This is a genomic window from Ruixingdingia sedimenti (assembly GCF_031432425.1).
Classification (GTDB): Bacteria; Pseudomonadota; Alphaproteobacteria; order Rhodobacterales; family Rhodobacteraceae; genus Ruixingdingia; species Ruixingdingia sedimenti.
In genome coordinates this window covers 227,133-245,607 of record NZ_JAVKPH010000002.1, presented here as the reverse complement: position 1 = coordinate 245,607, position 18,475 = coordinate 227,133, and the positions used below count along the sequence as shown (strand labels likewise).

Below are 18,475 nucleotides of genomic sequence, written 5' to 3'. Positions count from 1 at the left end.
CCCGCGGGCCGGGGCCCTGTGATCGCGCCGTTGCGCCCCGGGCGGGGCTTCGCTATTCCGGCGGGGTTCACAGGGAGGATCCGACATGACCCGCGCCTTCGTTTTCCCCGGCCAGGGGGCCCAGACCATCGGCATGGGCCGCGCGCTGGCCGAAGCCAGCCCCGCCGCCCGCGCCGTCTTCGACGAGGTGGACGCGGCGCTTGGGGAAAAGCTGTCGGCGCTGATCTGGGACGGCGATATCGCGGATCTGACGCTGACCGCCAATGCCCAACCCGCGCTGATGGCGACCTCCATCGCCGCGCTGCGCGCGCTGGAAGAGGCGGGGGTGCCGGTGACATCGGCGGCCTATGTCGCGGGCCATTCGCTCGGCGAATATTCGGCGCTTTGTGCGGCGGGCTCGATCAGCCTTGCCGATACCGCGCGCCTGCTGCGTATCCGCGGCCGCGCCATGCAGGAGGCCGTGCCGGTCGGCGTCGGCGCGATGGCGGCGCTTCTGGGGCTCGACTTCGCCGCCGCGGCCGAGGTCGCGGCAGAGGCGGCGCAGGGCGAGGTCTGCCAGGCCGCCAACGACAACGACCCGGCGCAGGTGGTGGTGTCGGGCCATCGCCGCGCGGTGGAACGCGCGGTGGAGATCGCCAAGGCGAAGGGCGCCAAGCGGGCGCTGATGCTGCCGGTCTCCGCCCCCTTCCACTGCGCGCTGATGCAGCCCGCCGCCGAGGCGATGGCACAGGCGCTGGCCGGCGTCGCCATCGCCGCCCCCGCGGTGCCGCTGGTCGCCAATGTCCGCGCCGAAGCCGTCACCGACCCGGCGGTGATTCGCGCCCTGCTGGTGGAACAGGTCACGGGGTCCGTCCGCTGGCGCGAATCCGTCGCCTGGATGGCGGCGCAGGGCGTCACCGAGTTCTGGGAAATCGGCGCCGGCAAGGCCCTGTCCGGCATGGTGAAACGCATCGCCAGGGACGCCGCCACCCGCGCCGTCGGCACGCCCGAGGACGTGGCCGCCGCCACTGCCGCGGGCTGAGCGAAAACCGTTTGTCGGCCGCCCGCGGCATGCTAGCTTTTTCCCATTGAAGGCGCCTGCCGCGGCCGCGGTGATAAGGCCGGAACGTGCAGGTCATTGGAGGAAATGGCATGCGCGGAACGGAAGCGATTGTGACGGGGAGCGACGAGTCCGAGGTTCTGTTCGGTACGGCCCAGGATGATGTGATCACCGCGCTCGGCGGTGACGATACCATCCACGGCCGCGCCGGCAATGATATGATCGACATCGGGACGGGGGCGAACTACGTCCATGCCGGGGCGGGCGACGATACGGTGATCCATACGCTCGGCGCGGCACAGACACTGATCGGCGGGGCGGGCACCGACACGCTGGTGGTACAGGCCAACGGCAACACACCGGTCTATCTGGTGTTGAACGCCGGCCGGGTGGATGACGGCCAGTTGTCGGACATCACCGGTTTCGAGATCTTCGACGTGCGCGGTGGCGACGGCGACGATTTCGTCAGCTTCGGCAAATATGACGATACCTTCACCGGCGGCAGCGGCAACGATACCGCCTATGGCGGCGGCGGGCGCGACAGGTTGCGCGGTGGCTTGGGTGACGATGTACTCTATGGCGGCACGGGGGGCGACAGGCTTTACGGCGAGCGCGGCAATGACCAATTGTTCGGCGGCAACGGCAACGACACGCTGGTCGGCGGCCGGGGCTACGACACGTTGACGGGTGGTGCGGGGGCGGATCTGTTCCTCTTCAACCAAGCTGACTACGGCGGCAGCGTGATCACCGATTTCCAGACCGGGGTGGACCGGATCGAATACTGGTCGGGCTGGCTCGGCATCGAATACAGCGGGCAGGTCGATCCCGCGATGTTCTCGGTCGGCGCGGCGGTCGGCGGGCATGCGCAGTTCGTGCTGATCTACTGGGCACAGTTCGACGAGACCTGGCTGCACTGGGACGACAACGGCGACGATCCCTCGGGCGGCACCTACGGGCTGATGCGGTTCACCGGCAATGTCGCGATGGCGGCGGAGGATCTGTTCCTCTACTGAAACGCGAAGGGCCGCCCCGAAGGGCGGCCCTTTCCGATCCCCCGGGGGGACCGGGATCAGAGTTCTTCCAGCGCCTCCAGCGCCTTTTGCAGGTCGTCCTTGCCGACCTCGCGTTCCGTCACCTTGGCACTGGCGACGATGTGGTCGACCACCTTGTCCTCGAACAGCGGCGCGCGCATCTGCTGTTGCACCTGCGGGTTCTTCTGCACGAATTCGAAGAACTGGCGTTCCTGCCCCGGGTACTGGCGCGCCTGCGCCAGGATCGCCTGGGTGAATTCGGCGTCCGTCACCTCGACCTCGGCCTTGCGGCCCATCTCGGCCAGCAAGAGGCCAAGGCGCACGCGGCGCTCGGCCAGTTTCTTGTGCTCGTCCGTGGTCTCGATGGCGCCGTGGTTGTGGTCGTGGACCTCGGGGTTTTCCTCGTGCCACAGCTGATGCGCGATCTGCCCGGCCTCGGCCTCGACCAGGCTCGGCGGCAGGTCGAACGACACCAGCGCATCCAGCTTGTCCAGCAGCGCGCGCTTCATCACCGCGCGGGCGGCGCCGGTATATTCGGCCTCGATCCGCTCGGCCACCTGGGCCTTCATCGCGTCGAGGCTTTCGGCGCCGAACTTCTTGGCCAGTTCGTCGTCGATCTCGGCCGCCTTGGGCGCCTTCACCGACTTGACGGTGCATTCGAACACCGCGTCCTTGCCGGCCAGATGCGCCGCGCCGTATTCAGCCGGGAAGGTCACGTCGACCTTCACCGCGTCACCGGCCTTGGCGCCCTTCAGCTGTTCCTCGAACCCCGGGATGAACGACCCCGAGCCCAGAACCAGCGGATAGTCCTCGGCCGAACCGCCCTCGAAATAGTCGCCGTCGACCGAACCCTTGAAGTCGATCACCACCTGATCGCCATCCTCGGCCGCCGCACCTTCGGCGCGGTCCTCGTAGTCCTTGGCGTTCGCGGCGAGGTTTTCCAGCGCCTCGGTCACAGCGGCCTCGTCGGCCTTGACCACCAGCCGTTCCAGCTCGATCCCGGACAGGTCGACCTCGGGCACCTCGGGCAGCGCCTCATAGGTCATTTCCACGACCAGATCGTCACCTTCCTTCCACTCTTCGCCGTTCTGCATCGTGACCTGCGGCTGCATCGCCGGCCGGTCGCCCGAGGCGTCGAAATGCGACTTCATCGCCGCGTCGATCGCTTCCTGCATCGCGTCGCCCAGAAGGCGGGTGCCGAACTGCTTGCGCAGGATCGGCATCGGCACCTTGCCCTTGCGAAAGCCCTTCATCTCGATCTCGGGCTGCGCCTCGACCAGCTTTTCCTGCACCTTGGCATCCAGCGCCGCCGCCGGCACCGTGATGGTGTAGGCGCGTTTGAGGCCTTCGTTCAGGGTCTCGGTGACCTGCATATCGTGTCGTCCTTCCATACCACTCTGGTGCGGGTGAAGGGACTTGAACCCCCACGCCTTGCGGCGCCAGAACCTAAATCTGGTGCGTCTACCAGTTCCGCCACACCCGCGCATCCCTCGGGGTGAGGCCGGGCCGCCCCCCAAAATCCGCGCCCTTCTAGCAAAGGCCAGACCCGGATGCGAGAGGAAAAAGCGGACCCGACCACCCCGCTTAGGGCTTTCTTCAGCTTTGCGGCGCAGTGTTTTCGTGTATTCTGGGCCCAATCCCCGGACAACACGGGGCGCAGGAGCAGTACAGATGAAAGAGTGTGATGGTTGGCCCCCTGGGGCCTGTGAACCGGCGTTGGCCGGCGGCATGGCCGCGGGCAGCCTTGTCCTGACGCTCGACGGCGCGCTGCCGGTCGAGCATCTCACCCCCGGCGACCGCATCGTGACCCGCCGGGGCCTGCGCAGCCTGCGCCATGTCGCGGCGCGGCGCGTCACGCCCGCGCTGCTGGTGCGGGTGCCGGCCGGGACGCTCGGCCATGACCGGCCCGAACGGCCGCTGTGGCTGGCCGCCGATCAGCCGGTGGTCGTGACCGACTGGCGCGCAAGGGCGATCTTCGGCGCGCCGGTGGTGGCGGTGCCGGTGGGGCGGCTGGCCGACGGGGTGTTGCTGCAACGCGAACGGGCGGCAGAGGCGCGGTTGTTCACGCTGCATTTCGACCGCCCCGAAACCGTCTATGCCGAGGGCGTGCAGCTTGCCTGCCCGGCGCAGCCCGCCTTCGCCTGACAGCCCCTGCCGAAATGCGACAAAACCCGCCGCGGGCCCGCGGCGGGCATTGCCAGCCGGCGCGGGCATGCCTAAACGGGGGGCGACCCATTTTCCACATTCAAGGGCCAGGACATGCGCGCGACCCGAACCGTTCAGAAGATCCTTGCGAATTACGAAGGCGAAACCCCCGGCGTGAAGGCCAACCTCTGCCGCATGCTGATGGAGGGCAAGCTTGGCGGCACCGGCAAGATGATCATCCTGCCGGTCGACCAGGGCTTCGAACACGGCCCCGCCCGCAGCTTTGCGCCCAACCCCGCCGGCTATGACCCGCATTATCACTACCAACTGGCCATCGACGCGGGGCTTTCGGCCTATGCCGCCCCCCTCGGCCCGCTGGAAGCGGGGGCCGACACCTTCGCCGGGCAGATCCCGACCATCCTCAAGGTGAACTCCGCCAACTCGCTGATGTCGGACGGCGCGGGCAAGAACCAGGCGGTGACGGCCAGCGTGGACGACGCGCTGCGCCTCGGTTGCGCCGCCATCGGCTTCACCATCTACCCCGGGTCGGACATGGCGCTCGACATGTTCGAAGAGATCGTGGAGATGCGGCGCGAGGCCGCGGCCTGCGGCATCGCCACGGTCATCTGGTCCTATCCCCGCGGCGAGGCGGTGACGAAGGACGGCGAAACGGCGGTGGACGTGGCCGCCTATGCCGCCCATATCGCCGCCCTTCTGGGCGCCCATATCATCAAGATCAAGCTGTCCACCGACCACCTGATGCAGCCCGAGGCCAAAAAGGTCTACGACCAGCAGCAGATCGACGTGTCCACCCTCGCCGCCCGCGTGAAACACTGCGTGCAGTCCAGCTTCAACGGCCGGCGGATCATCGTCTTCTCGGGCGGCGCGGCCAAGGGCGCGGATGCGGTCTATGACGACGCGCGCGCGATCCTTGCCGGGGGCGGCAACGGCTCCATCATCGGGCGCAACAGCTTCCAGCGGTCGCGCGAGGACGCGCTGGCGATGCTGCAAAAGCTCGTCGACATCTACAAGGGCAAGGCGTAACCGCCCCCGGCCCCGGCCTTCGGGCCGGGGCTAGCCCCGCGGGCGCAGCGCCAGATGCATGCCGACCAGCATCAGCGCCGTGGCCACCCAGAACAGCGCCGCGGGCTTTTCACCGAAAACCAGCATGCTCCAGATGATCCCGGCGGCGACGGCGATATAGTTGAAGACCGAAAACCGCGCCGGGCCCAACTGGTTGATCAGCCAGAAGAAAAGATAATAGAACACGCCCTGGATCAGGGTCGCCAGCACCAGCGGCAACAACCGCCCCCCGCCCAGATCCGGCGGCAGCAGGGCCGCGCCGCTGACCAGCGTCACCACCAGCGCCACCGCAGCCCCCCCCAGCAAGGTCCCCGCCGCCATCACCGCCGAGGGTGCCGCCGGCGGGCGCAGCCAGGCGGCGCAGTTGTTGGCCAGCGCGAACATCACCGGCGCCGACAGCGCGATCAGGAACCAGCCCATGGTCGCACCGCCCAGAACCCCGGTATCCGGCGTCGCGATCAGCGCGATGCCCGCAACGCCGAGCAGCATGCCCAGAAGCGTCATCCGGTCCGGCGCCACCCGCGCCGCCGCCGCCCCGATCAGCAGCGTCAGGATCGGCGACAGGCACAGAACCAGCGTCAGCACCGAGGCATCCAGATGTTCCGCCGCGCGCACCAGCACGATGGACGGCAGGCCGAGCACCAGCCCCCCGATGACGACATAGGCCAGCAGATGCGCCCGGCTGACCGCCATGCGCTGCCCCGTGGCCAGCACCACCGCCAGCACCGCCACCCCGGCTATCGCCGCCTGCAACAGCACGAAGGACATCGGCGGCCAGGCGGCCTCTGCCGCCAGGCGGTTGACCGGAAAGATCCCCCCGAAAATCGCCGCCGCCAGCAGCAGCATCGCCCCGTCGCGCAGCGCCGTGCCGCGCATCGCCTGATCCGTCATCGCTTCTTCCCCCCTTTTGCGCCATTTTTCGGCATTCCGGCCAGAATGCCGGATCGGCCCGGGGGGGCAAGCGAAATCAGGGGGCCGCTTCCTCGACCACCACCAGATCGCGGACCGAGGCGCCGCGCGCATGGTCCAGCGCCGCCTGGTATTCGGGCGAATGATAGCAGGCCACCGCCGCCTCTACCGAGGGAAACCGCGCCACCACGTTGCGCGCGCGGTCGCGGCCTTCCAGTTGCACATACCGCCCGCCGCGGGCCAGGAAGGCGCCGCCATGTTTGGCGATGGCGGGCCCGGCCAGCGCGGCATAGCGGCCGTAAGCCTCGGCATCCGTCACTTCGACATTGGCGATCCAGAGCGCGGCGGGCATGGGGTCATCCTCCGATCAGGGCCTCGGCCGCGGCGATCGCGGCCTCGGCATTGGACACATCGGCGCCGCCGGCCTGCGCCAGATCGGCGCGCCCGCCGCCGCCCTTGCCGCCAAGCGCCTCGGCCGCGGCCTTGACCAGCGGCACGGCGGAAATGCGCGCGGTCAGATCCGCCGTCACGCCCGCCGCCACCGCCGCCTTGCCGCCGGTATCGGCGATCAGCAGCACGACGCCGGAACCCAGACGTTCCTTCGCCGCATCGACCAGCGCCGGCAGATCCTTGCCCGACACACCGGCCAGCACCTGCGCGAGGAACTTCACCCCGTTGACCTCGCGCGCCGCGGGGCCGGTGGCGGTGCCGCCGCCCATCGCCAGTTCGCGGCGCAACTGCGCGACCTCGTTCTGCAACGCGCGGCGTTCGTCCACCAGCGCGCGCACGCGGTCCGCCAGATCCGCCGGCTGCGCCTTGAGCACCCCCGCGACCTCGGCCAGCCGGCCCGACAGTTCGGCCATATGCGCCAGCGCGCCTTCGCCCGTCAGCGCCTCGATCCGCCGCACACCGGCAGAGGACGCGCTGTCGCCCAGGACGACGCACAGCCCGATCTCGCCGGTGCGGGCCACATGCGTGCCGCCGCAAAGCTCCAGACTGTAGACCGCGCCATCCGTGCCCTTGCCCGAATTGGCCTGCCGCCCCATCGACACGACGCGCACCTCGTCGCCGTACTTTTCCCCGAACAGCGCCTGCGCACCGATGGCGCGGGCGTCGTCGGGGGTCATGATCCGGGTTTCGACCGGGCTGTTCTGGCGGATGAAGGCGTTCACCTCGGCCTCGACCTGCGCCAGTTCCTTCGCGCTCAACCCCTTGGAATGGCTGAAATCGAACCGCAGCCGGTCGGGCGCGTTGAGGCTGCCGCGCTGCGCCACGTGATCGCCGAGCGCGCGGCGCAGCGCCTCGTGCAGCAGATGGGTGGCCGAATGGTTGGCCCGGATCGCACTGCGGCGGGCATGATCGACCTCCAGCTTCGCGGGCTGGCCGCGCAGCACCGTGCCCTCCGCCACTTCGGCGACATGGATGAACACGCCCGCCGACTTGCGCGTATCGGTCACGCGCGCCAGCCCCGTATCGGTGCGGATGAAGCCCTGATCGCCCACCTGCCCGCCCGATTCGGCGTAGAAGGGGGTCTGGTTCACCACGATCTGCACCACCTCCCCGGCCTCTGCCGCGCCGGTTTCCCCCCCCGCCTGCACCAGCGCCAGGATCTGGCCCTCCGCCGCCTCGGTGTCATAGCCCAGGAATTCGGTCACGCCGTGCTGTTCGGCCAGGTCGAACCAGATCGCGGCGTCCTTCGTTTCGCCCGACCCGGCCCAGGAGGCGCGCGCCTTCGCCCGCTGTTCCTCCATCGCCGCATCGAACCCGGCCACATCCACCGCCCGGCCCTTTTCGCGCAGCGCATCCTGCGTCAGGTCCAGCGGGAAGCCATAGGTGTCGTAAAGCCGGAACGCCGCCTCGCCCGGCAGCGCACCGCCCTCGGGCAGGCGGGCGAGTTCATCGTCCAAGAGCCGCAACCCCCGGTCCAGCGTCTGCTTGAACCGCGTTTCCTCCAGCCGCAGGGTTTCCTCGATCAGCGCCTGCGCGCGCGGCAGTTCCGGGTAGGCCGCGCCCATCTGCCGCACCAGCGCGGGGACCAGCCGGTACATCACCGGATCCTGCGCGCCGAGCATATGCGCATGCCGCATCGCGCGCCGCATGATCCGCCGCAGCACATAGCCGCGCCCCTCGTTCGAGGGCATCACCCCGTCCGCGATCAGGAAACTGGTGGACCGCAGGTGATCCGCGATCACGCGGTGATGCACCTTGCCCGCGCCATCGGGGTCGGAATGGGTGGCATGCGCGCTCGCCTCGATCAGGGCGCGCATCAGGTCGGTGTCGTAGTTGTCGTGCTTGCCCTGCAACAGCGCGCCGATCCGTTCCAGCCCCATGCCGGTGTCGATCGACTGCATCTCCAGTTCGCGCATCGAGCCGTCCTCGAACTGCTCGAACTGCATGAAGACGTTGTTCCAGATCTCGATGAAACGGTCGCCGTCCTCGTTCGCGCTGCCCGGGGGGCCGCCCCAGATGTGATCGCCGTGGTCGAAGAAGATTTCCGTGCAGGGGCCGCAGGGGCCGGTGGGGCCCATCTGCCAGAAATTGTCCTTGGTGGCGATGCGGATGATGCGGTCCTCGGGCAGGCCCGCGACCTTCTTCCAGATCGTCGCGGCCTCGTCATCGGTGTGATAGACCGTGACCAGCAGCCTGTCCTTCGGGATGTCGAAATCGCGCGTCAGCAGGTCCCAGGCGAACGAAATCGCCTCGGCCTTGAAATAATCGCCGAAGCTGAAATTCCCCAGCATCTCGAAGAAGGTATGGTGCCGCGCCGTATAGCCCACATTGTCGAGGTCGTTGTGCTTGCCGCCCGCGCGCACGCATTTCTGCGCCGTGGTCGCGCGGGTGTAGTCGCGCGTTTCCACCCCGGTGAAGCAGTTCTTGAACTGCACCATGCCCGAGTTGGTGAACATCAGCGTCGGGTCGTTGCGCGGCACGAGCGGGCTCGACTCCACCACCCGGTGGCCGTTGCGGGCGAAGAAGTCGAGGAAGGTCGAACGGATATCGTTGAGCGAGGGCATGCGGAGGGGCCTCTTGGCGCTGGAATTGCCCCCGTTTAGCGGCGGATGCGGGGGCTGTCCACTGCGGCTTGCCCCCCGCCCCCGCGCGGGGCTCAGTCCTCGGTCAGTTCCTCGCTTTCGGCGGCGGTCATGTGGAAATCGAGCCCGTTGGCATTGCGGATCTTGCCCTCGATCTCTGCCGCGACACCGGGATTGGCCTTGAGGAAGGTCTTGGCGTTCTCGCGCCCCTGGCCGATGCGTTCGTCGCCGTAGGAATACCACGACCCCGATTTCTCGACCACGCCGGCCTTGACGCCCAGGTCCACCAGTTCGCCGGTCTTGGAAATGCCCTCGCCGTACATGATGTCGAATTCGACCTGCTTGAAGGGCGGCGCGACCTTGTTCTTGACCACCTTCACCCGCGTGCTGTTGCCCACCACCTCGTCGCGGTCCTTGATCGAGCCGATGCGGCGGATGTCGAGCCGGACGGAGGCGTAGAACTTGAGCGCGTTGCCGCCCGTCGTCGTTTCCGGGCTGCCGAACATCACCCCGATCTTCATGCGGATCTGGTTGATGAAGATCACCATGCAGTTGCTGCGCCCGATGCTGGCGGTCAGCTTGCGCATCGCCTGGCTCATCAGCCGGGCCTGGGCGCCGACCTGCGCGTCGCCCATGTCGCCCTCGATTTCCGATTTCGGCGTCAGCGCCGCGACCGAATCGACCACGATCAGGCTGACCGCGCCGGAACGCACCAGCGTGTCCACGATTTCCAGCGCCTGTTCGCCGGTGTCGGGCTGGCTGATCAGCAGCTCGTCGAGGTTGACGCCCAGTTTGCGCGCATATTGCGGGTCGAGCGCGTGTTCGGCGTCGACGAAGGCGCAGACGCCGCCCTTCTTCTGTTCCTCGGCCACGACATGCAGCGTCAGCGTGGTCTTGCCAGAGCTTTCCGGCCCGAAGATCTCGACGATCCGCCCCTTGGGCAGCCCCCCGATGCCGAGCGCGATGTCGAGCCCGAGCGAGCCGGTCGAGGTCGCCTCGATCTCCATCGCCGGGCTGTCGGCCCCGAGCTTCATGATGGAGCCCTTGCCGAACTGCCGTTCGATCTGCGCCAATGCGCTTTCGAGGGCCTTCTTCTTGTCCATGTCGCGCTTTCCGTTGAATTCGAGAAGGTTTGCCGCCGTCATCCGTCCGCTCCTTATTCCACAGGTGCCGCCCTGCGGCAATCGCCCCGTCGTTCCCGTTGTGTTCCGGGCAATATGCGATCAAACCGTGAACAGATCAATCGCATTCTCCACAAATCCAACTTTTACCCGCCGAGGTTAATGGATAGTTTACGCTGCAGTCCCGCCGGGCCCGTACCGGCGAAAATCCTACTCTGGAGGCTACGGATGCTCGTGTTCTGGGACCAGCGGCTGGTCTTTCTCGCAACCCCCAAGACCGGCTCGACCTCGATCGCGACCGCCCTCGAATCGCTCGCGGCGCTGTCGATCCAGCGGCCGCCCGTGCTCAAGCACACCAATGTGCAGCGGTTCCACCGTTTCGTGGGCCCCTATCTGCGCGCCGCCTCGGGGGCGGATTTCACCACCGTCGCGCTGATGCGCGAGCCGCTGGACTGGCTCGGCAGCTGGTATCGGTTCCGCAAGCGCGAGGATGTGGGCGATCCGAAGAACGCGACCACGGGGATGAGCTTCGACGCCTTCGCCCGCGCCTATTGCGCGCGGCCGCAGCCCGAATTCGCCAATGTCGGCGCGCAGTCGCGGTTCCTTGCGCCCGAGGGACGCCAGCCCGTGGACCGCATCTTCCGCTATGACCGCATCGACCAGTTCGTGCATTTCCTGGAAGAGCGGCTCGGCTGCGAGATCCTGTTGCCCCATGTCAACGTCTCGCCCCCCGCCGAACTGGGCCTCGCCCCCGAGACCGAGGCGATGCTGCGCAAGGCGATGGCGCGCGACCTGGAACTTTACGAGAGCCTCGCCTGAGGCGCGGCCCCCCAGGAGGGGCCCATTGCGGGATCCGGGGGCCGAGGAAACCCGCGTCCCGACGGGACCCGCCGCCGCGGTTCCCGTCCCGGTTCGGAAAGGGGAAACGGAACCGCAGGCCGAATGCGGCGCTACACCTGCTTCTTCCGTCTGTCTCCGCCTGCCCTGTCCCGCCGCCTTCCCACCGCGCCGCAGCCCCGGCGATTCGTCCGCCGACGGCATTTTCCCATGCCCCTGTCCCACCGTGCAGGATCCCCGGCGATGTGCCGACGGCAGTGCATCCTGCACTCCTTCCCGCCGCGCGGGGACGCCAGTGACCCGCCCGCCGACAACGCCTGTCCGCCCGTTCTCGCGGGGACAGGGATGGGCCCCGGGACCGGCGCGCAGGACAGCATCGGTGGCCTTTCGACATCACCGCCTGTCCCCCCTTCCGCGCGCGCCTTTCCCCGAAGGGACAGCTTCGGGACCGGGCTCGATCCACCTCCTCCCGGATATGCGCGAAAAGGGGCTGACCGAGAGGATCGCATCCGGGACCGGGGCTCAATGCAACTGGCCCTGCACCGTGGTCGTCAGGTCGTCGAGCGAGAAGGGCTTGGGCAGGAAGACGGAGTTCGGGATTTCCGCCTGCGCGTCGGCGAAGGTGTCCTCGGCATAGCCGGAGACGAAGACCACCCGCACCCCCGGCCGCCCCTCCAGCGCCTTGCGCACCCAGCTCGGCCCGTCCATCCCCGGCATGATCACGTCGGTGACGAACACATCCACCGACAGCGCCGGATCGGCGAGCGTTTCCAGCGCCTGTTCGGCGCTGTCGGCCTCCAGCACCGTATAGCCGCGCAGGCGCAGCGCGCGGCTGGCGAAGGCGCGCACCGGGGCCTCGTCCTCGACCAGCAGCACCACCCCCTGGCCCTGGCGCGGGGCCGCGCGGGCGGGTTGCGGCGCGGGGGCGGGCGTGTCCTCGGCGCGGTTGATGGGGAAGTAGAGCGTGAAGGTCGCACCCTGCCCCGGCCCGCTGTCGACGAAGACGAAGCCGCCGGTCTGCTTGACGATGCCATAGACGGTCGACAGGCCCAGCCCCGTGCCCTCGCCGGGGCGCTTGGTGGAAAAGAACGGCTCGAAGATCTTGGCCCGCAGGTCCGGCGGGATGCCTTCGCCCTCGTCCGCGACCTCGATCACGGCATAGTCGCCCGCCGGCACCTCTGCCCGGTCGCGCAGCATGGGCGCGGCCAGATGCGTCTCGCGCGTGGAAATGCGGATCGTGCCGCCCCGGGGCATCGCATCGCGCGCATTGACGACGAGGTTGATCAGCACCTGTTCCAGTTGCCGCCGGTCGGCGCGGATCGGGCCGACATCCTCGGCCGGGGCAAGGTCCAGCGTCACCTTTTCGCCGATCAGCCGGCCCAGAAGATGCGTGAGGTCCGACAGCGCCTCGGCGATGTCGATGCGTTCGGGCTTCAGCGTCTGCTTGCGGGAAAAGGCCAGCAGCTGGCCCACCAGGCTTGCGGCGCGGTTGGCGTTCTGGTGGATCTGCACGAGGTCGGGGTAATCCGGGTCGCCCCGGTCGTGGCGCAGCAGCAGCAGGTCGCAATGGCCGGAAATCGCGGTCAGCAGATTGTTGAAATCATGCGCCACGCCGCCGGCAAGCTGGCCCACCGCCTGCATCTTCTGGCTCTGGGTGAACTGCGCCTCCAGTACCTTGAGCGCGGTCGCATCGCTCGCCACCGCCATCAGCCCCGCGCCGGTGGCGGACTCCACCCGGTGCAGCGCGATCTGGACGAAGCGTTCCTCGGCCGGCTGGCGCAGGCGCAGCACCTCTGCCCGGCCGGGCATCCGCCCCTCGGCCACGTCGCCCAGCCAGTCGCGCAGCGACCGCCCCAGCCCCTCGACCAGATCGCCGAGCGCGGGCAGCGCCGCGGGGTCGAGCCCGAACAGGTCGCGCGCGCGCCGGTTCGCCGACAGGATCGCCCCCGTGGGCGCCAGCCGCAACAGCGCCACCGGCAGATCCTCGCCCCCCCAGTCGGCAGCGGGCAGCGGTTCCGCCGGGCAGCCGGGCACCGGCAGCAGGTAGATTTCGCGCCGTTCGCCCGCGCCCTCGATTTCCGCCACCAGCGCGCGCACCGGCCCGTCGATGCCGGACACCACCGTTTCCTGCCCGGATTGCAGCGGCAGATGCGCGAACACGCGGTCGAGCGTGCGCGGGCGCCCGCCGAGGATGCGGCGCAGCGCCTCGTTCATGAACAGGATCGCACCGGTGCGGCCGGCGACCAGCATCGGCAGGCTCAGCCCCTCTGCCCCGCGGTTGCCGCCGCTGCGGTTCAGCATCTCTTCCAGCCGCCAGAGGAACCCGGCCTCGCCCACCTTGTGGACCGACAGCCGGATATGGCCGCGGCGCGTCACCACATCCTCGCGCGCGGCACCCAGATTGGCGGCGCGGCTTTGCAGCCGGTAGAGCACCGCCGAGGGATGCGCGAACACATCGCCGAGCGCCGCCACCAGCGTCTGCCCGCCGCCGCCCGCGCCGAACCGCGCCACCGCGGCCCGGTTGCGGTAGAGCACCTGGCCATCGGCATCGGTGGTGAAACAGGGGGCCGCGTCTTCTGCCACCACGGCGCCGGCGCGGGCGGCAAAGACCCGCGCCCGGCGGGCCGCCAGCGCCCGCGCCGCACGCAGGATGACCACAAGGCACAGGAAACTGCCCGCCGCCGCCAGCAAGGCCAGCCGCGCCCGCCCATCCACCAGCACGAAGGCCGCCACCGCGCAGCCCGCCGCCACCGCCAGCAGCGGCATCACCGCACCGCCAAGACGCGCGGCGCGCCGGCCGATCGGCCCGAAAAGGGGTGCCAGCGACGTCACGTGACCTCCATCCGAGATTCGTTGCCCCTTCATTGGCGCGGAAAAGTGTTAACCGCGCCTTAAGGCAAACCCTGTCACAACCCCGGATTGCGTAAAACAGGAACTATTCCCGGCGAAGCAGCGCCAGATAAAATCCGTCGCCCCCGTCCAGCGGCGTCAGCCGCCGTTCCCCGGCCAGCCGCCAGCCGGGGGTGCGCGCAAGGAAGGCGGCCGCGCGGTCGGCATTTTCCGCCGCCAGCAGCGAACAGGTGGCATAGGCGATCCAGCCGCCCGACAGCGCCGCCGCGGCATCCAGAACCGCGTCTTGCGTGGCGGTCAGATCCGCCAGCCGGTCGGGGGTCAGCCGCCATTTCGCCTCCGGCGACCGCCGCCAGGCGCCGGACCCCGAACAGGGCGCATCGGCCAGCACCAGATCGAACGGGCCCCGCAGGCGGGCGGTTTCCGTCAGTTGCACCTTCACCCCGGCGCGGGCGGCGCGGGCGGGCAGGTCGGCCATCCGGCGGGGGTCGGCGTCATGCGCGGTCAGGCGGATCCGCGCCCGCGCCGCCATCGCCAGCGTCTTGCCGCCGCCGCCGGCGCAATAGTCCAGCACCGTCATGCCGTCGGAAAGCGGCAGCGCCGCGACCACCGCCTGGCTGGCGGCATCCTGTAGCTCCACCAGCCCCTCGCGATAGGCAGCGGATGACGATATTTTCCGTGCGCCTTCCGTGACTTCCAGTGCGGTGTTCGCAAGTTGGTTGAACTGTGTCCCGACCCCCTCGGCCGCCAGCGCCGCCTGCGCCCCGGCCACCGTCGCGCGCAGGGTGTTGACGCGCAGGAACACCGGGGCGCGCTGGCGCAAAAGACCCATGACGGCGGCGAAATCCTCGCCCAGGGACTCCCGCAGCGCAGGCGCCAGCCAGTCGGGACAGTCGAGCGCCTCCAGCCCCGACGGTTCCCGCCCGGCCTCCTCCGGCCCCGGCGGCGCAGGCGCATGGCCCTGCCCGGTGAACAGCGCCGCCACATCCGCGCCCTGATCGCGCAAGAGACCCAGAACCAGCCCGCGCCCCGTTTCCCCCCCGCCAAGCGCCGCCGCAGACCGCCGCCGGCGCAGCGCGTCGAAGACCAGATCGCGCACCGCCGCCCGGTCGCCCGACCCGGCATAGCGGCTGGCCCGCGCCCAGTTGGTCAGCGCCTGTTCGGCCGGCGCACCCGCCAATACCCGGTCCAGCACCGAAATCGCCGCCTGCGCCCTTGCCCCCGGTGTCATCGCCGCCCCCTTCGCCTTTCGCCCCTCCTACCAGCCCCGCGCCCCCGCGCAACCCGCCCCGTTGCGCGGGGGCGGCGAAAATGGCATCACCCCGGAAACCGCCGGAGGCCCCCATGCAGATCGCGCACCGCACCCTTTCGCCCGACCATCCGCCGCTGGTGATCGCGGAAATCGGCATCAATCACGGCGGCGATCTGTCGGTGGCGAAAGAGATGGTGCGCCTTGCCGCCGCGGCGGGTTGCGAATGCGTCAAGCACCAGACGCATTTCCTCGACGACGAGATGACGGACGAGGCGAAGGCGATCTTTCCGCCGAACGCCGATGTGTCGATCTGGGAGGTGATGGCCCGCTGCGCGCTGTCTGCGGATGACGAGGTGGCGCTGAAGGATTACGCCGAAAGCCTCGGGCTCATCTACATCTCCACCCCGTTTTCGCGCAAGGCGGCGGATTTCCTTTATGAAATCGGCGTGCCCGCGTTCAAGATCGGCTCGGGCGAGGCCGACAACCTGCCGCTGATCCGCCATATCGCGCGGTTCGGCAAGCCGGTGATCCTGTCCACCGGCATGCAGACCATCGAGTCGATCCGCGCCAGCGTCGCCATCCTCGACGCGGCGGGGGTGGATTATGCGTTGCTGGAATGCACGAACCTCTACCCCTCGCCGCCGGAAATCGTGTCGCTGCGGGGTGTTAGCGACCTCAAGGCCGCCTTCCCGCGCGCGGTGGTGGGGTTTTCGGATCATTCCATCGGGCCGGAAATGGCGCTGGCCTCGGTGGCACTCGGCGCCTGCATCCTCGAACGGCACTTCACCGACACGCGCTATCGCAAGGGGCCGGACATCGTCAATTCGATGGACCCGGCCGAACTGCGCCTGATGGTGGACCGCAGCCGCGAGATCTGGACCGCCGCGCGCAACCCCAAGCAGCGCACCGCGCCCGAGGAAGACGTCTACCGCTTTGCCCGCGGGTCCGTCGTCGCCGATGCCGACCTGCCGGCGGGCCATGTGATCACAGAATCCGACATCTGGGCCCGCCGCCCGGGGTCGGGGGAAATCCCCGCCTATGATTTCGACAAGGTGGTGGGCAGGCGGCTGACGCGGGCGGTGACGCGCAACACGCAGCTGAAATGGGGGGATCTGGGGTGAGCACGGATGCGGGGCTGACGATCGTCATCCCGACCAAGGACCGTCCCGATTTCCTGCGCGCCGCCGTCGCCTCGGCGCTGGCCGCCCTGCCGCCCGACGGCGAGGTGGTGGTGGTCGACGACCGCGGCCGGGTGCCCGCCGCCGATGCGCTGGCCGCGCTGGCCGACCCGCGGCTGCGCGTGGTGGTCAGCAACCGTACCCCCGGCCCCTCGGGCGCGCGCAATTGCGGCGTGGCGGCGGCATCGGGCGCCACGGTGCTGTTTCTGGACGACGACGATCTGATGCGGCCGGGCTATCCGGGCTGGGTCGCCACGTTCCGCGCGGCGCATCCCGCGGTCAGCTATGGATTTTCGGCCATCGAGCGGTTCGCGGGCCCGCCGCCGGATCCGGTTGCCCCCTATGCCGCCGCCGGATTCGCCCTGCTGGACGATGCCCCCTTCCGCCGCCGGCTGGCCGGGCTCGGCTGCGGGTTCTGGATCGACCGGGGCGCCTTCGTGCGGACCGGCGGCATCGCCGAGGACATCCGCGTCAACGAGGATACCGAATTCGCCGTCCGGTTGCTGTCGGCGGGAATGCGCGGGGTCCGGGCCACGGCGCCCGGGGTTCTGGTGCGCGACCATGCCGCCACCCCGGCATCCGGCAACGCCGGGCACCTGACCCATCGCAGCACGGCGGCCGAACGGGCGGGATATTTCGGCGCGATCCTGGACCGGCATGCCGACTGGCTGCAGGGCCAGCCGGCGATCCGGCACCATCTGCTGCAACGGCGGCTGAAGCTGCTGGCCCGTGCGGGCGACCGGGCGACGGCGGCGCAGGTGCTGGCCTCGCCCGCGGCGGCGGAATGGCGGATCCCGCTGCGGCTTTATTTCGCCGCCTGCCGGTTGGGCGACCGTCTGCGCGGGCGATGACGCTCAGCCCGCCGGCCCGCGCCTGGCGATGGCATCGAACATCGCCGCCGCCCCCGCCTGACTGCGGGCCAGGAAAGCCGCGATATTCGCCTCTTCCCCGGCGGAAAACGACCAGTCGGTGCCCAGGACCAGATCGGGCGTCAGCCTGTCCTGCGCGACCAGCCGCCGGGGGTCGAGCCCCGCATCCTCGAACAGCGCCTCGATCTTCCACGAGTTGGAGGTGACGGCGATGAACGGCGTCGCGGTCACGAGGTTCAGGCAGATCCCGTGGAACCGCCCCGTGACCGACAGCCGGGCCGCGCGCAGCATCCCGACATATTCGGCCTCGGAGGACAGATAGCGCATCAGCGGATGGCGGGCCAGCATCCGGCGCTGGCGGATCGCGACCGTCCAGCGGCGCAGCGCGCGGGACAGCCACGGCCGATAGGGGTTTTCCTCGCGCATCGAGACGGTCAGCGGGATCAGCCGCGCAGGCTCGCTCCGATCCAGTTCCGCCGCCAGACCGGCCAGCCGCGCGGTGGCCGAATTGCGCACCGAGTCGCCCACCATGATCCCGTGGCGCACCGCGGCCCCCGGCACCGCCCCCGCGCTGGTGGACAGATCGCCGAAATGCGCGACGGGCCGCCCCGCCTGACGCGACATTTCGGCCGCGCTGCGGCTGTCGCGGGCATAGAGATGGGCAAAGCGTTGCAGAAGCGGCGCCCAACCGTCGGGGTTTTCCTGATAGAGCGCATTGACCAGCGCCAGTTCCTTGCCCCGCGTCACCTCATGCGCCGCGACCTCCATCAGCCAGCCGGCCTTCTTGCGGCCATGGTGCAGCGTGCCCTCGCCGTTGATGACGATGGCGTCGCAACCGGCCAGAAGCCGCAGCGAGACGGGGTTGGTGCGCCAGTCCTCCTTGCCGTCGAGCCGGGCATGGATCACGCAGCCCCGCGCGGTCAGCCCCTCCTCGATCAGCCGCATCACGCGCGCACAGCCGAAATGGTGGCCCTGCATGTCGGTATGGTTCATCAGGACGATCTTCTTGCCGGACATGCGCTGTTCTTCCATCTGGGGCCGGGACCGGGGCCGGGGACGACCTTACCGCAGCCCCCCGCGCGGGGAAAGGCGGCGCGCAAGCCCGTTGCCCCGCGCGCCCAAATGCGGG

Annotated in this window: 15 protein-coding genes and 1 tRNA gene; 7 read left to right on the top strand and 9 right to left on the bottom strand. The window is 69.4% G+C overall.

The features are described 5' to 3' along the window. Positions 1 to 85 precede the first annotated feature (85 nt). Entirely contained in the window at positions 86 to 1,021 is a 936-nt protein-coding gene (gene fabD, locus RGD00_RS03205; protein ID WP_310455815.1) for an ACP S-malonyltransferase, read from the top strand. Positions 1,022 to 1,131: 110 nt separating this feature from the next. Beyond that, entirely contained in the window at positions 1,132 to 2,052 is a 921-nt protein-coding gene (locus RGD00_RS03200; RefSeq protein ID WP_310455813.1) for a calcium-binding protein, read from the top strand. Positions 2,053 to 2,108: 56 nt separating this feature from the next. On the opposite strand, the gene tig is transcribed toward RGD00_RS03200, so the two are convergent. Beyond that, positions 2,109 to 3,443: a trigger factor gene (gene tig, locus RGD00_RS03195; RefSeq protein ID WP_310455812.1), complete on the bottom strand. Its 1,335-nt coding sequence runs from the start codon at positions 3,441 to 3,443 to the stop codon at positions 2,109 to 2,111. A gap of 25 nt (positions 3,444 to 3,468) precedes the next feature. Next, a tRNA-Leu gene (locus RGD00_RS03190) sits at positions 3,469 to 3,553 on the bottom strand. A gap of 245 nt (positions 3,554 to 3,798) precedes the next feature. Between RGD00_RS03190 and RGD00_RS03185 the strand changes: the two genes are divergently transcribed. Together RGD00_RS03185 and RGD00_RS03180 are read left to right on the top strand one after the other, a co-directional pair. Then, positions 3,799 to 4,215, top strand: coding sequence for a Hint domain-containing protein (locus RGD00_RS03185; protein ID WP_310455811.1), 417 nt, complete (start codon positions 3,799 to 3,801; stop codon positions 4,213 to 4,215). 114 nt (positions 4,216 to 4,329) lie between these two features. Continuing rightward, on the top strand, positions 4,330 to 5,259 hold the full coding sequence (locus tag RGD00_RS03180; protein WP_310455810.1) for a class I fructose-bisphosphate aldolase: 930 nt from the start codon (positions 4,330 to 4,332) through the stop codon (positions 5,257 to 5,259). A gap of 30 nt (positions 5,260 to 5,289) precedes the next feature. Here RGD00_RS03180 and RGD00_RS03175 read toward each other — a convergent pair whose 3' ends face one another. The 4 genes from RGD00_RS03175 to recA all read right to left on the bottom strand — a co-directional run bounded on the left by RGD00_RS03175 (position 5,290) and on the right by recA (position 10,384). Continuing rightward, positions 5,290 to 6,189 (bottom strand): DMT family transporter, encoded by a 900-nt coding sequence (locus RGD00_RS03175; protein WP_310455809.1) that lies wholly within the window; start codon positions 6,187 to 6,189, stop codon positions 5,290 to 5,292. A gap of 76 nt (positions 6,190 to 6,265) precedes the next feature. Further along, positions 6,266 to 6,559, bottom strand: coding sequence for a DUF1330 domain-containing protein (locus tag RGD00_RS03170; protein WP_310455808.1), 294 nt, complete (start codon positions 6,557 to 6,559; stop codon positions 6,266 to 6,268). A 4-nt stretch (positions 6,560 to 6,563) separates the two neighbouring features. Next, the gene (gene alaS, locus RGD00_RS03165; protein WP_310455807.1) at positions 6,564 to 9,221 is read right to left on the bottom strand and encodes an alanine--tRNA ligase; all 2,658 of its coding nucleotides are present in this window, start codon (positions 9,219 to 9,221) and stop codon (positions 6,564 to 6,566) included. Between the two features lie 92 nt (positions 9,222 to 9,313). Beyond that, complete coding sequence (gene recA, locus RGD00_RS03160; protein ID WP_310455806.1) at positions 9,314 to 10,384, bottom strand: recombinase RecA; 1,071 nt, start codon at positions 10,382 to 10,384, stop codon at positions 9,314 to 9,316. 204 nt (positions 10,385 to 10,588) lie between these two features. Here recA and RGD00_RS03155 point away from each other — a divergent pair, with 204 nt between their 5' ends. Continuing rightward, on the top strand, positions 10,589 to 11,179 hold the full coding sequence (locus tag RGD00_RS03155; RefSeq protein ID WP_310455805.1) for a sulfotransferase family protein: 591 nt from the start codon (positions 10,589 to 10,591) through the stop codon (positions 11,177 to 11,179). Between the two features lie 540 nt (positions 11,180 to 11,719). On the opposite strand, the gene RGD00_RS03150 is transcribed toward RGD00_RS03155, so the two are convergent. Beyond that, a complete protein-coding gene (locus RGD00_RS03150; RefSeq protein WP_310455904.1) occupies positions 11,720 to 13,963 on the bottom strand; it encodes an ATP-binding response regulator in 2,244 nt (747 codons plus the stop codon). Between the two features lie 169 nt (positions 13,964 to 14,132). Further along, on the bottom strand, positions 14,133 to 15,278 hold the full coding sequence (locus RGD00_RS03145) for an RsmB/NOP family class I SAM-dependent RNA methyltransferase (RefSeq protein WP_310455804.1): 1,146 nt from the start codon (positions 15,276 to 15,278) through the stop codon (positions 14,133 to 14,135). Positions 15,279 to 15,391: 113 nt separating this feature from the next. Between RGD00_RS03145 and RGD00_RS03140 the strand changes: the two genes are divergently transcribed. Continuing rightward, entirely contained in the window at positions 15,392 to 16,420 is a 1,029-nt protein-coding gene (locus RGD00_RS03140) for an N-acetylneuraminate synthase family protein (RefSeq protein WP_310455803.1), read from the top strand. Continuing rightward, positions 16,417 to 17,328: a glycosyltransferase gene (locus RGD00_RS03135; RefSeq protein ID WP_310455802.1), complete on the top strand. Its 912-nt coding sequence runs from the start codon at positions 16,417 to 16,419 to the stop codon at positions 17,326 to 17,328. The genes RGD00_RS03140 and RGD00_RS03135 overlap by 4 nt, the downstream gene beginning before the upstream one ends. Before the next feature lie 3 nt (positions 17,329 to 17,331). Here the strand turns inward: RGD00_RS03135 and RGD00_RS03130 are convergent, their stop codons facing one another. Beyond that, complete coding sequence (locus tag RGD00_RS03130; protein WP_310455801.1) at positions 17,332 to 18,363, bottom strand: polysaccharide pyruvyl transferase family protein; 1,032 nt, start codon at positions 18,361 to 18,363, stop codon at positions 17,332 to 17,334. Positions 18,364 to 18,475: the final 112 nt, after the last annotated feature.

Bases quoted from the DNA above. Each gene is read 5' to 3' on its own strand.
- fabD (WP_310455815.1), top strand. From the start codon at position 86: ATGACCCGCGCCTTCGTTTTCCCCGGCCAGGGGGCCCAGACCATCGGC.
- RGD00_RS03180 (WP_310455810.1), top strand. From the start codon at position 4,330: ATGCGCGCGACCCGAACCGTTCAGAAGATCCTTGCGAATTACGAAGGC.
- RGD00_RS03175 (WP_310455809.1), bottom strand. From the start codon at position 6,189: ATGACGGATCAGGCGATGCGCGGCACGGCGCTGCGCGACGGGGCGATG.
- RGD00_RS03130 (WP_310455801.1), bottom strand. From the start codon at position 18,363: ATGTCCGGCAAGAAGATCGTCCTGATGAACCATACCGACATGCAGGGC.
- RGD00_RS03200 (WP_310455813.1), top strand. From the start codon at position 1,132: ATGCGCGGAACGGAAGCGATTGTGACGGGGAGCGACGAGTCCGAGGTT.
- RGD00_RS03140 (WP_310455803.1), top strand. From the start codon at position 15,392: ATGCAGATCGCGCACCGCACCCTTTCGCCCGACCATCCGCCGCTGGTG.
- RGD00_RS03170 (WP_310455808.1), bottom strand. From the start codon at position 6,559: ATGCCCGCCGCGCTCTGGATCGCCAATGTCGAAGTGACGGATGCCGAG.
- tig (WP_310455812.1), bottom strand. From the start codon at position 3,443: ATGCAGGTCACCGAGACCCTGAACGAAGGCCTCAAACGCGCCTACACC.
- RGD00_RS03150 (WP_310455904.1), bottom strand. From the start codon at position 13,963: ATGCCGCTGCTGGCGGTGGCGGCGGGCTGCGCGGTGGCGGCCTTCGTG.
- RGD00_RS03155 (WP_310455805.1), top strand. From the start codon at position 10,589: ATGCTCGTGTTCTGGGACCAGCGGCTGGTCTTTCTCGCAACCCCCAAG.
- RGD00_RS03145 (WP_310455804.1), bottom strand. From the start codon at position 15,278: ATGACACCGGGGGCAAGGGCGCAGGCGGCGATTTCGGTGCTGGACCGG.
- RGD00_RS03185 (WP_310455811.1), top strand. From the start codon at position 3,799: ATGGCCGCGGGCAGCCTTGTCCTGACGCTCGACGGCGCGCTGCCGGTC.
- recA (WP_310455806.1), bottom strand. From the start codon at position 10,384: ATGACGGCGGCAAACCTTCTCGAATTCAACGGAAAGCGCGACATGGAC.
- alaS (WP_310455807.1), bottom strand. From the start codon at position 9,221: ATGCCCTCGCTCAACGATATCCGTTCGACCTTCCTCGACTTCTTCGCC.